The organism is Pseudomonas sp. NFX5, assembly GCF_049132125.1.
Taxonomy (GTDB): domain Bacteria; phylum Pseudomonadota; class Gammaproteobacteria; order Pseudomonadales; family Pseudomonadaceae; genus Aquipseudomonas; species Aquipseudomonas marginalis.
The window spans coordinates 129,602-141,607 of the sequence record NZ_JAFMZG010000023.1 but is presented as its reverse complement, the minus strand read 5'-3'; the positions used below and the strand labels follow the sequence as shown (position 1 = coordinate 141,607).

The 12,006-nt window shown below is 60.4% G+C and carries 9 protein-coding genes; 5 read left to right on the top strand and 4 right to left on the bottom strand.

Annotated features, from left to right (window positions below; all coding sequences use genetic code 11):
- Positions 1-15 precede the first annotated feature (15 nt).
- Complete coding sequence (locus tag J1N02_RS14990; protein ID WP_027605121.1) at positions 16-1,332, bottom strand: OprD family porin; 1,317 nt, start codon at positions 1,330-1,332, stop codon at positions 16-18.
- A 408-nt stretch (positions 1,333-1,740) separates the two neighbouring features.
- Between J1N02_RS14990 and J1N02_RS14985 the strand changes: the two genes are divergently transcribed.
- The gene (locus J1N02_RS14985; protein WP_414887324.1) at positions 1,741-3,828 is read left to right on the top strand and encodes a TonB-dependent receptor; all 2,088 of its coding nucleotides are present in this window, start codon (positions 1,741-1,743) and stop codon (positions 3,826-3,828) included.
- Between the two features lie 71 nt (positions 3,829-3,899).
- Here the strand turns inward: J1N02_RS14985 and J1N02_RS14980 are convergent, their stop codons facing one another.
- From J1N02_RS14980 to J1N02_RS14970, 3 genes are all read right to left on the bottom strand, one after another.
- Positions 3,900-4,115 (bottom strand): hypothetical protein, encoded by a 216-nt coding sequence (locus J1N02_RS14980; protein ID WP_027605123.1) that lies wholly within the window; start codon positions 4,113-4,115, stop codon positions 3,900-3,902.
- 234 nt (positions 4,116-4,349) lie between these two features.
- Positions 4,350-5,456 (bottom strand): agmatine deiminase, encoded by a 1,107-nt coding sequence (gene aguA, locus J1N02_RS14975; protein WP_414887325.1) that lies wholly within the window; start codon positions 5,454-5,456, stop codon positions 4,350-4,352.
- Between the two features lie 121 nt (positions 5,457-5,577).
- On the bottom strand, positions 5,578-8,478 hold the full coding sequence (locus J1N02_RS14970) for an aminotransferase (RefSeq protein WP_421147451.1): 2,901 nt from the start codon (positions 8,476-8,478) through the stop codon (positions 5,578-5,580).
- Positions 8,479-8,631: 153 nt separating this feature from the next.
- Between J1N02_RS14970 and rfbB the strand changes: the two genes are divergently transcribed.
- The 4 genes from rfbB to rfbD are packed head-to-tail and all read left to right on the top strand — an operon-like array spanning position 8,632 to position 11,996.
- Entirely contained in the window at positions 8,632-9,714 is a 1,083-nt protein-coding gene (rfbB, locus tag J1N02_RS14965; RefSeq protein WP_414887327.1) for a dTDP-glucose 4,6-dehydratase, read from the top strand.
- Positions 9,711-10,604: a glucose-1-phosphate thymidylyltransferase RfbA gene (rfbA, locus tag J1N02_RS14960; RefSeq protein ID WP_065925793.1), complete on the top strand. Its 894-nt coding sequence runs from the start codon at positions 9,711-9,713 to the stop codon at positions 10,602-10,604. The genes rfbB and rfbA overlap by 4 nt, the downstream gene beginning before the upstream one ends.
- Positions 10,585-11,130: a dTDP-4-dehydrorhamnose 3,5-epimerase gene (gene rfbC / locus J1N02_RS14955; protein ID WP_098480596.1), complete on the top strand. Its 546-nt coding sequence runs from the start codon at positions 10,585-10,587 to the stop codon at positions 11,128-11,130. Before rfbA ends, rfbC begins: the two co-directional genes overlap by 20 nt.
- Positions 11,127-11,996 carry a dTDP-4-dehydrorhamnose reductase gene (gene rfbD, locus J1N02_RS14950; protein WP_108573691.1) on the top strand — a complete coding sequence of 290 codons (870 nt, stop codon included), beginning with the start codon at positions 11,127-11,129 and terminating at the stop codon, positions 11,994-11,996. The genes rfbC and rfbD overlap by 4 nt, the downstream gene beginning before the upstream one ends.
- Positions 11,997-12,006 lie beyond the last annotated feature (10 nt).

Below are 12,006 nucleotides of genomic sequence, written 5' to 3'. Positions count from 1 at the left end.
GCGAGGTGCGATCACTTAGAAAACGTTGATCGGGTAGTCGGCGAACAGACGGATTTCGTTACCGCCTACGTTGTACTTGTCGGCATTGCTGGAAACGCGCAACCAGGACGCACGAGCACGCAGGCTCAGGTCTTTGGCCGGGCCACTTTGGACGACGTATTTGAACTGGTTGAAGATCTCGCGCTCGGTGCCATTGCCACGGTTGGAACCGTCGTCAATGTTGGTGCCGCGCACGTAGGCCACGTTGTAGGTCAGGCCAGGCACGCCGAAGGTGCTGAAGTCCAGGCCGTAGCCGGCTTGCCAGGAGCGCTCGTCCTTGCCGTTGAAGTCGGACCAGTAGGAGTTGGCCAGCAGGATGGTGTTGCCGCCGTCGCCGATGCCGCCAGCGTTGCGGTAGCCGCCGTACAGGTAGCCGGTGTCGCCCGTGCTGCGCTGGTGAGCGACGGTGAAGCTGTGCGGGCCGACAGCCCATGTGGCGCCCAGGCTCCAGATCTTGTTGTCGCGAGCGTCTTCGCTGCCTTGGTTTTCCAGGGCGAAGCTCTTGTCCAGCTTGGTCTTGTAGCCATTGAAGTCAAAGGTCAGCGACTGTTTCTCTGGCAGGGCCAGCACGTAGTTGACGTTGACGTATTGCTTCTTCAGCACGTCTTGCATGTCGGAGGCGTACAGCGCGGCCGATAGGTTTTCGGTGAATTTGTAGCTGCCACCGACGTAGTCGATGCTTTTCAGACGGCCGCTGTCGGTACCTTCGGCGCTCTTGCGAGCTTCCTTGGTGAAGTGACCGGCGTCGAGTTGCAGGCCGGCGATCTCTTTGGAGACGATCGACGTACCCGTGAACGTTTCGGACAGCAGACGGGAGTTGTCGTAGGCCAGGACCGGAACGTTAGGGAACTGATCACCGTACTTGAGCACAGTGTTGGAGACGCGGAACTTGACCGCTGCGCCGCCTTTGGCCAGGTCGTGTGGTGCCGAGCCAGGGTTTGCCGAGCCATCTGGGTTGGTGGTGCCATTACCCTGCTTGAAGAAGTCGATCCCCCCCGCGCCGGCGCGACCTTGGCCACCGTCCAGACGGATAGCATATTGGCCAATCACGTCCACACCCACACCGACGGTGCCTTGGGTGAAGCCGGACTCGAACTTGCCGATGAAGCCTTGGCCCCATTCGGCTTTGTCTTGCTTGCCGTTTTTGTAGTCGCGGCTGATGTAGGCGTTACGGGCTGCGATGTTCAGGTGGCTGTCTTCAACGAAACCCTTGGATTGCTCCTGGTCGTTTGCCATTGCTGTCGATGCGCTCAAAATCCCCAGAGCGATCAGACTCATCCGTTGCTTCAACATTTTTTGTATTCCTTATTACGGGTTGAGTACGCGCGATGACACCAGGCTCCATGTCGCTTTTCTGGTGTCGACTTTTCCGAAAAAAGAAGGCCCGCGGACGACTGAACATGCCGCGGGCCTTTTCTTATTGGATGAGTCATGGCTGTTAGCCACAGGCGTTGGGCGCAATCCTAGTCGCGCGTTGAACTATGTGTCAATTTCGTGAATCGTCTGTATTTAGGCGAAATAATTCTAAGCAAAGGCCTACTGCCTTTCTGAAAACGACCAGATTCTGTCTTTAACGACCCACGAAACACATCTCGTAACATATTTCAAAGCCGATACGTTTGGTAATGGATAACGCACGCAAATGCAAAGCATTACCATTAGCGTGCTTTTTCCTGCCAAACCCTTTGGATGCATTCCACCATGCCTGCCCTTCGCCTGACGCCCATGACCCTTGGGCTTTCTGTTCTGCTGTCTGCCGGTTTTGCCTGTGCCGCCACCACCTTGCCCGAAACCTCGATCAGCGCCGAAGCTGACGAAGACGACCCGCGCGTCAAGGAAACCAGCACCGCGACCCGCACCGCCACACCGGTACGGTATGTGCCCCAGGCCATCGACTCGGTGAAGACCGAAAGCCTGCGCGCCTACGGCACCAACGACCTGGGCCAGGCCTTGAGCGGCATCCCCAACGTCAGCAGCGGCGCCGACACGCGCTTCGACAGTCTGCGCATCCGTGGCTTCGACGCGAGCAACGACTTCTACCTCGATGGCATTCGCGACGACAGCCAGTACGTGCGCGACCTGCACAACATCGAGCGCATCGAAGTGCTCAAAGGCCCGGCAGCCGTGCTTTACGGGCGAGGCGGCCAGGGCGGGATCGTCAACCGCGTGAGCAAACTGCCAACGGCCGGGCGCAAGTCGAGCATCGAGGCCCAGGGCGGCAGCAACGATTTGCGCAGTGTGTATGCCGACCTGAGCACCGACCCCACCGACAACATCAGCCTGCGTCTGAACATGGGCAACCAGGACAACAACAGCTTCCGCGACGGCGTCAGCGGCAATCGCCAACTGTTCGCACCGTCCATGAGCTGGCAGCTCACACCGGATCTGAACTGGCTGGTGCAATACGAATACAGCCGCTACAACCGCACGCCGGATCGCGGCATCCCCGGCGTCAACGGCCGCCCCGCCGACGTCAGTCGCAGCACCACCTACGGCGACAGCCGCGATTACATCGACGACAAGACCCAGTCCCTGCGCTCCAAGCTGGCCTACGAACTCAACGACAACTGGCAACTGCGCCAGACCCTCGGCGTGTTCAAGCTCGACAGCGATTTCGACAACACCTACCAGACCGCCTATGTTGCCTCGACCAATCGGGTGACGCGCCAACGCTGGCAGCAAGACCTGACCACCCTCAACGTCTTCAACAACATTGAGCTGGAAGGAGGCTTCAGCACCTTCGGCCTGGAACACCGCCTGCTCACCGGCGTGGAGCTGGGCAGCCAGCGCCGCGATCCAAAGCTGTACACCGCCACTGCTGTGAACCGCGGTGGCCAGGCCGTGCCAGCCCTGGACCTCAACCAGCCCAACCGTCGCCTGAGCCACACCGGGCGCATGAGCGTATCAAGTAACAACCACACCGAAGTCGAAAGCCGCGCCCTGTATGTGCAAGACCAACTGCGTCTGAACGACCAGTGGCAAGTGCTGGCCGGCCTGCGTTACGACCGTTTCGAAGTGGACACCAAAAACAAACTGCTCAATACCCGACAAGACGTCAAAAGCCACAGCACCAGCCCGCGCTTTGGCCTGGTGTGGACGCCCCTGGAACACCACTCGTTCTATGCCTCGTGGAGCAAGACCTTCTCACCGGCCGGTGGCGGCCTGATCGGCATCACCCCGAACGCCGCCGGCAGCGTCAACGACCTGAGCCCCGAGCTGACCAAGCAAAAAGAGATCGGCGTAAAAAGCGACTGGCTCGACGATCGCCTGAGCACCACCCTGGCGGTGTACGAACTGGAACTCTACAACCGCCGCACCAGCGACCCGCTGGACCGCACCATTACCCTGCTCAGCGGCCTGCAGCGCTCGCGCGGCGTGGAGCTGACAGCCACCGGCAAGATCATCGGCAACTGGTCTGTACGCGGTGGTGTCGGCCTGCAGGATGCCAAGGTCGAGAAGGACAACAACGGCTTTGAAGGCAAGCGCGTCAGCGACGTGGCCAAGCGCAATGCAAGCCTGTTCATCACCTGGAAACCGGAGATGGGCTGGTACGCGGAAACCGGTTTGACCCTGGTCGGCGACCGTTATGCCGACAGCCTCAACACCGTGGTGCTGCCGGGTTATGGCAGTTGGGACGCGTTGGTCGGGTTCCGGCAGAAAGAATGGGATGTGCGCGCGGCGCTGAACAATATCGCCGACAAGACCTACTACGAATCGGCGACCAGTGTGGCGCAGATTCAGCCGGGCGAACCGCGTAACCTGGTGGTGACGGGCACTTATAGCTTCTAAACGTAAACCCCCTTCTTATCGCAGCTGCCGAGCGCAAGCGAGGCAGCTGCGATGAAGCCAAGGCTATTTCGTTAGTTACTCATCAACTCGCACAACGCGTGCATTTCAGCCTCGCTGAACAACCCCACCGGGTAGCGTTCACTCATCACACTGCGCAAATCCGGCTGCTGCCTGGCTTGTCGCGAGCCGTTTTCCTTCAACCAGAGCCCCAGCGCATGGATCGCGTCACCGTCAACCCGCGAAGGGTGGAAGGTGCGCGTGTACATCGGGTTGATATTGGCATTCATTTCGGCGCTCTCTCCTGCTGCGTGAGCGGCTAACTTACTTAAGGTTTATGACAGAACTGTGCGGTCATCACCCTGGGACACTGGGGCAACACCGATACAAGAGCTATGCCAATGTCGCGTGTTTATAGGTGGGCGGACACAAAAAAGCCCACGACCGTGCTGGGCCGTGGGCTTGCTGTAGAGACCGAAACCGAGGGACGCCCGGTTGCCGGAAAGGCGTTGTTACAACTGCACTCAGTTTTTATGCGGGGCCGGCTGTTGTTGGGTCAGGCAATGGATATTACCGCCACCCAGTAACAGTTCACGGCCCGGCACCATCACCACTTCGTGCTGCGGGAACAGGTCCTGCAGGATAGCCTTGGCTTCAGCGTCCAACGGGTCGTCGAAACTTGGCGCGATGATGCCGCCGTTGACGATCAGGAAGTTGACGTAGGAACCCGCCAACCGCACGGTCGGATTGCGTTCCTGTGTGCCGTCCACCGGGTCGACCCCTGCGCACTCTTCCTCAGTGGCATACAACGGCCCCGGGATCGGCATTTTATGCACTGTGAACGAGCGCCCCTGGGCGTCGGTGCTGCTTTGCAGGACAGCCATGGCGGCGTGGCAACGTGTGTAGTTCGGGTCTTGCGGGTCGTCGGTCCAGGCCAGCAATACTTCACCTGGGCGCACGTAGCAGCAGAAGTTATCCACATGACCGTCGGTTTCGTCGTTGAACAGGCCGTCCGGCAGCCAGATGATCTTATCCACAGCCAGGTTGGCGCTGAGCACCGCTTCGATTTCGGCACGGTCGAGGTGCGGATTACGGTTGCGATTGAGCAGGCATTCCTCGGTGGTAATCAGGGTGCCTTCGCCGTCGACGTGGATCGAACCGCCTTCCAGCACGAAGCCCTCTGTGCGGTAACGCGGCGCGCGCTCGATTTCGAGGATCTTGCCGCCCACCTGCGAGTCGCGGTTCCACGGCGAGTACAGGCCACCGTCAAAACCGCCCCAGGCGTTGAAATCCCAGTTCACGCCGCGCACTTCGCCACGGTCGTTGATCACGAACGTCGGGCCGGTATCGCGCACCCAGGCGTCATCGCTGGACATTTCCACCACACGGATATTCGGCAGGTCCAGGCGGGCGCGGGCGTTTTCGTACTGGCCGGCGGAAACCGCCACGGTCACCGGCTCAAACCGTGCGATGGCCTTGGCCACGGCCACGTGAGCCGCCTGTGCGGGCTTGCCGCCCAGGCGCCAGTTGTCCGGGCGCTCGGGCCACACCATCCAGGTTTGGGTCTGTGGCGCCCATTCGGCGGGCATGTGGAAGCCATCGGCGCGGGGGGTGCTATGCAGGGTGGTCATGGCGATCAGGACTCCGAATGGGGTAGAGGCCGACTTTATAACGGATAAAAATCGGCTTTAGAAGGGAATAAACAGCATGAATGAAAAATATGACAGCCAATCACCGATAACAATCGATTATCTACAGTTGCTCATCCAGCACCTTCGACAGCATGTCGACAAAGAAGTCCACGCTCCGTTTGGAGGTCACCATCGGCGGCTTGATCTTGAGGATGTTCAAATAATCGCCAGTCGGCTGCATGAAGATCCCCAGCTCCCGCAAGCGATCACACAACAGGGTGGTCTCTTCGGTGGCGGGCTCCAGGGTTTGCCGGTCACGCACCAACTCCAGGCCCAGATAGAAACCGGAACCGTGAACCGCGCCCACCAGGGGATGACGGTCGATCAGTGCTTCCAGCCGCGCCTTGAAATGCCCGCCGACCACCTGGGCGTTTTCCCACAGTTTTTCTTCTTCCATCACATCCAGCACCGCCATGCCGATCCGGCAACTTACCGGGCTGCCCCCCGACGATGAGAAGAAATACCCCTCGGCCTCCAATGCCTCGGCGATCTCGCGACGGGTGATCACCGCGCCAAGTGGCTGACCATTGCCCATGCCCTTGGCCATGGTGATGATGTCGGGCACCACGCCCTGCTCTTCGAAGCCCCAGAAAAAGTGCCCCATGCGGCCGTAGCCGACCTGCACTTCATCGGCGATGCACACGCCGCCTTGGGCACGCACCAACCCGTACACCTGCTGCAAGTAACCCGGCGGCAGGGAGATGCCGCCGGCGTTGCCGTACACCGGTTCACAGATAAACCCGGCCAGTTGGCGCTTGCTCGCAGCGATTTTCGCCAGGTTATGTTCCACGCTTCGTACGTAGTCCGGCGCACTGTCCTGCCCGCGGAATTCACCGCGATAGGTGTTCGGCGCGGTAACCGGGTGGACCCACTCCGGGCGGCTGCTCAGGGCCTGGGGATTGTCCGCAATCGAGGTGGACACCGCATCCGCCGCCACCGACCAGCCATGATAGGCCTCCAGCACACTGAGCATGTCGCGCCCACCGCTGTAGGCCCAGGCCAGGCGGATGGCCAGGTCGTTGGCCTCGGTGCCGCTGTTGACCAGGAACACCCGATCCATGCCCGCCGGCGCCAGCGCCAGCAAGCGCTCGGAAAACTCGGCAATGGCGGCATAGTGAAACCGCGAGTTGGTATTGAGCAGCGACCATTGCCGCGCCGCCACCGCCGCCATGCGCGGGTGGCCGTGACCCAGTACGGCGACGTTATTGAGCATGTCCAGGTAGGAACGGCCCTGCATATCGATCAGGTGGTTGCGCCAGCCGCGCTCGATGCGTGGCGGGTCGACGTAATAGTGCTTCTGCGAGCGGGCGAAACTGGCGTCACGCCGGGCCAGCAGGGCGTGGGGGTCGAGTTCCGGTTCGGCATCACAGGCCAGTCCCAGTAACCCCGCAGGCGAGGGGCACAAGGCTTGCCAGGCCAAGGCCCGGGACGGTGTACAAAACAGCGGCGGTTCGAGGTCGGCACGGCACAGTTGCACGGTCAGCGGCCCATGGACCTCACCGAGAACCTGCCCCTCCACCAGCAATGAACCGTGCTTCAACCGGGTGTCCACGCCCCACAACCGCACGCTCAGCTCCACCCCTTGCACGCTCACAAGGCCATCGGCGTCCTGATGCAGCGTTCCGGCAAAAGGCGCCTCCAACACCGTGCCATGGGGCAGATGCAGCTCTACGTGGAGGGGGAAAGTCTGCGGTTCGGTGGCACTGTCCGGGCAGGTACGCGACAGCCGATATTGGCCATAACGACTTGCCGCCAGCCCATGCACCGCCGCCGCCTGATCCAGCAGTTGCCGATCAATGCCGGGCAGTTCCCAGTTGCCGGCTTCGAAATGCGGGCTGAGCACACCCAGGTCGATCAGCGCGAACTCACGCCCCACCAGGCCCGGTAGCAACGGCGCGAAGTCCTGGCTGGCAATCGACGGCAGCGTCTCACCGACACTGCCGAGAATCGCAGCCTCCATCAGTTCAAACGGCACCGACGTCGCCACATGGAAAATTTCCCACTCGTGTTCGGCGTTTTTCAACAGGTAAGTGTTGTCCGGATCCAGGCGTTGCTGCTGTTCGCTGCTTAATACCAACACTGCCGCACGGGCGACGATCAGCGGCCACAACGCCTGCAATTCCTCGCGTTGCAACGGGGTCACGGCATGGCAGGCCCGGACCGCCGGCAGGATGGCAAACGGGTCGCCCTCGGCATGGTGCAACAGGGCCGCACAGGTCACCGACAGGTCGGCAACCCGCCAGGTGTGCACCAGGTCGCCGAAATCGATGACGCCTTGCAGTTGCCAGTGCCGTTGCGCATCGCGCTGCCAGACCACGTTGTCATCGGTGATGTCCATGTGCACCGCTTGCCAGGGCAGGCGGTCGGCCAGGGGACGAATGCGCTGTTCAACCTGCTCGGCCACCTGTTCCAGCGCGGCGCGGTGGGGCAGGTTTTCCAGGGTGGCCAACAGATGAGTGATCAGTTCCCGGGCATGGCGTGGGTCCCATTGCAGGGTACGGTCCAATCCAGGGTGGGAGAAATCCGCCAGCGCGCGGCTCATGCGCCCGCACAGGTCGCCGAAGCCGGCGATCACGTCGCGCCCCAAATGCGGCAGATGGGTCAACGGCTGGCCGTCGATATAGTCCAGCAGCCGCAGGTGCAGGGGCTGGCCATCGACCGTCACGCTCAACAGCTCTTCACCGTCCAGGGCCTTGATGACCTTGGGCACCCGCACGGCCTGCAGGGTGTCGAGGGCCGCGTGCTGGGCCTGCAGCTCAATCGCCGCATAGTCGCCCCGGCAGATTTTCAGAACAAACCGACCGCGGGCACTGTCGATTTTGTAATTGAGGTCTTGCTGGCTGCCCAGTGATTGCAGGGTGCCCGTGAGGCCGTAGTGCTGCTCGAGCAATTGCGCTGCCTGGTCGGGGCCTACTTGCGGGCAGGGTAGATTGGCGCGATGGATCAACGTAGCAAGCAGCATGGGCGTGGCCTCGTTTTTTTCAGGGGTGTATATCGCCATTGTTCAGGTGAGTTAGGCAACCCCCCTACGCATACCGCGCTTGCGCCTATCTTCCGCACAACTCAAGCTATGCTTCATTCGCTTAATGTCCGTCTAAGGAAAAGGCCCTCCGACATGCGCATTCTCATCACCGGCGGCGCTGGATTTATCGGCTCCGCCCTGATCCGCCATCTGATTCAAAACACCGAACACGAAGTGCTCAATCTGGACAAACTTACGTATGCAGGCAATCTGGAATCACTGACCAGCATTGCGTCTAACAGCCGCTATGAGTTCGTACAGGCCGATATCATTGACCAGGCCAGCATCAGCGCCGTGCTGACGCGCTTCGAGCCACAGGCAATCATGCACTTGGCCGCAGAATCCCATGTCGATCGTTCGATTGACGGGCCGTCGGATTTTATCCAGACCAATATCGTCGGCACCTACAGCCTGCTGGAGGCCACCCGCGCGTACTGGCACACGCTGGCGGAGCCCTCCAAGAGCGCTTTCCGTTTCCATCACATCTCCACCGATGAGGTGTACGGCGACCTGCACGGCGTTGACGATCTTTTCACCGAAACCACGCCTTACGCGCCCAGTTCACCTTACTCCGCGAGCAAGGCGGCGTCCGACCACCTGGTGCGTGCCTGGCAACGCACCTACGGCCTGCCGGTATTGCTGACCAATTGTTCGAACAACTACGGCCCTTTCCACTTCCCCGAGAAGTTGATCCCGCTGGTCATCCTCAACGCGCTCGCGGGCAAGCCATTACCGGTCTATGGTAATGGTTTGCAGGTGCGCGACTGGCTGTTCGTCGAGGACCATGCCCGCGCACTTCTGAAAGTGGTAACTGAAGGTGTGGTCGGCGAGACCTACAATATCGGCGGCCACAATGAGCAAAAAAACATCGACGTGGTACGAGGCATCTGCGGCCTGCTGGAAGAATTGGCACCGCAACGTCCGGCCGGTTTGGAAAAATTTACCGACCTGATCACGTTCGTCAAAGATCGACCAGGCCACGATCAGCGCTATGCAATCGACGCCAGCAAGATCGAACGCGAACTGGGCTGGGTCCCGGAAGAAACGTTCGAGACCGGCCTGCGCAAGACCGTACAGTGGTACCTCGACAACCTGGAATGGTGCCGCAGGGTACAGGACGGCAGTTATCAGGGTGAACGATTGGGCAACACCGACATGAAGGATCTGATTGCATGATGAAGGGAATCGTATTGGCAGGAGGCTCAGGCACTCGCTTGCACCCCATTACCCTGGGCGTGTCCAAGCAGCTGCTGCCAGTGTATGACAAGCCGATGATCTATTACCCGATCTCGGTGCTGATGCTGGCAGGAATCAAAGACATCCTCGTGATTTCCACGCCAGTGGACTTGCCGCAGTATCGTAACTTGCTGGGCGATGGCAGCCAGTTCGGCGTGCGCTTCACCTATGCCGAGCAGCCGTCGCCGGATGGCTTGGCCCAGGCATTTATCATTGGCGAAGAATTTATCGGTAATGACCCGGTATGCCTGATCCTGGGTGACAACATTTTCCACGGCCAATATTTCGGCGAACAGTTGCGGACTGCAGCCAGGCGTCCTTCCGGCGCGACGGTATTTGGTTATTGGGTAAAAGACCCAGAACGATTTGGCGTGATCGACTTCGACAAGGACGGTCGCGCCCTGTCGATTGAAGAGAAACCACTGAAGCCAAAGTCCCCCTATGCCGTAACCGGCCTTTATTTCTACGACAACGACGTGATCGAGATCGCCAAAGCCGTGAAACCTTCACATCGTGGCGAGCTTGAGATTACCGACGTCAACAACGCCTATCTCAAGCGCGGCGACCTGCATGTGGAACGTTTCGGGCGCGGATTCGCTTGGCTCGATACAGGCACCCACGACAGCCTGTTGGAAGCTTCGCTCTACGTGCAGACCATCGAGCATCGCCAGGGCCTGAAAGTAGCTTGCCTGGAAGAAATTGCTTACCAGAACCGCTGGATTGACCGTGAATACTTGCTGGAGCGGGCCAAATATTTTGGCAAGACCGGCTACGGTCAATACTTGTTCACCCTCGCAGGGGATAATCCATATGAATGTATCCGCCACTGAGTTGCCCGGGGTATTGATCATCGAGCCGAAGGTTTTTGGCGATGAACGCGGTTTTTTCTATGAGAGTTTCAATGCCCGGGACTTTGCGCAAGCAACCGGGCTGCAGCAAGAGTTTGTTCAGGACAACCACTCGCGCTCACAAAGAGGCGTGTTGCGCGGCCTGCATTACCAAGTGGAACACGCTCAGGGCAAATTGGTGCGAGTGACTGCCGGTGAGGTGTTAGACGTCGCAGTGGATATACGTCAGAGCTCACCTGCATTTGGCAAATGGGCCAGCGTTCGGCTATCGACCGACAACAGTCGCCAACTGTGGATTCCTCCGGGGTTCGCCCATGGTTTTGTGGTGCTCAGCGACTACGCCGAATTCCTCTACAAGACGACTGATTACTACACACCCTCTGCAGAGCGCTGCATCCGCTGGGACGATCCGGACCTCAATATCGACTGGCAATTGACGGGGCCTCCAACCTTGTCTTCCAAGGACCAGAGCGGCAAAAGTCTGAAAGACGCCGATCTGTTCCCATGAAAATCCTGATCACCGGCCAACATGGCCAAGTCTCCCAGGCACTGCAACAGCAGCTCCAGGGCCTGGGCGAACTGATTGTCCTCGGCCGCGAGCACCTCGATCTGGCCGACGCCAAGCACATCCGCCAGCAGGTGCGCGCCCATCGCCCCGACCTGATCATCAACGCCGCCGCCCACACGGCTGTGGATCAGGCCGAAAGCGAACCGGACCTCGCCTTCGCCATCAACGCCACCGCCCCCGGAATTCTCGCCGAGGAAGCCAAGGCCCTGGGCAGCCCGTTGATCCACTACTCCACCGACTACGTGTTCGACGGCAGCAAGCCTGGGCCCTACACCGAAGCAGACACGCCCAACCCCTTGGGCGTCTACGGCCAGAGCAAACTGGCGGGTGAACAGGCGATTGCCGCAGTGGGAGGCCAGTACCTGATCCTGCGCACCAGCTGGGTCTACTCCAACCATGGCAAGAACTTCCTGCTGACCATGCAGCGCCTGCTGCAAGAAAAACCCCACCTGCGCATCGTCGCCGACCAGATCGGCGCGCCGACGTGGGCCGTGACCATTGCCGCCAGTACGCGCGCCCTGATCGAACGCTGGCAGGCGGGCAAGGCCGGGGAATGGGGCATCTACCACCTGACCGCCGAGGGTGAAACCTCGTGGTTCGGCTTTGCCCAGGCGATCGGCGAGCACCTGCGCGCCAGTGGCCGCGCGTGTGCCGAACTGGAGGCGATCCCGTCCAGCGCCTACCCGACGCCCGCCCGGCGCCCGCTGAACTCACGCCTCGATTGCAGCCACCTGCGCCTGCAATGGCGCGTCAGTCAGCCCTTGTGGCAAGACGCATTGCGCGAGTGTCTTGCCGGGCAGCACTAGGCATAATGCG

Excerpts from the sequence above, each read along its gene's own strand:
- J1N02_RS14990 (WP_027605121.1), bottom strand. The coding sequence starts at position 1,332 with ATGTTGAAGCAACGGATGAGTCTGATCGCTCTGGGGATTTTGAGCGCA.
- J1N02_RS14985 (WP_414887324.1), top strand. The coding sequence starts at position 1,741 with ATGCCTGCCCTTCGCCTGACGCCCATGACCCTTGGGCTTTCTGTTCTG.
- J1N02_RS14980 (WP_027605123.1), bottom strand. The coding sequence starts at position 4,115 with ATGAATGCCAATATCAACCCGATGTACACGCGCACCTTCCACCCTTCG.
- aguA (WP_414887325.1), bottom strand. The coding sequence starts at position 5,456 with ATGACCACCCTGCATAGCACCCCCCGCGCCGATGGCTTCCACATGCCC.
- J1N02_RS14970 (WP_421147451.1), bottom strand. The coding sequence starts at position 8,478 with ATGCTGCTTGCTACGTTGATCCATCGCGCCAATCTACCCTGCCCGCAA.
- rfbB (WP_414887327.1), top strand. The coding sequence starts at position 8,632 with ATGCGCATTCTCATCACCGGCGGCGCTGGATTTATCGGCTCCGCCCTG.
- rfbA (WP_065925793.1), top strand. The coding sequence starts at position 9,711 with ATGATGAAGGGAATCGTATTGGCAGGAGGCTCAGGCACTCGCTTGCAC.
- rfbC (WP_098480596.1), top strand. The coding sequence starts at position 10,585 with ATGAATGTATCCGCCACTGAGTTGCCCGGGGTATTGATCATCGAGCCG.
- rfbD (WP_108573691.1), top strand. The coding sequence starts at position 11,127 with ATGAAAATCCTGATCACCGGCCAACATGGCCAAGTCTCCCAGGCACTG.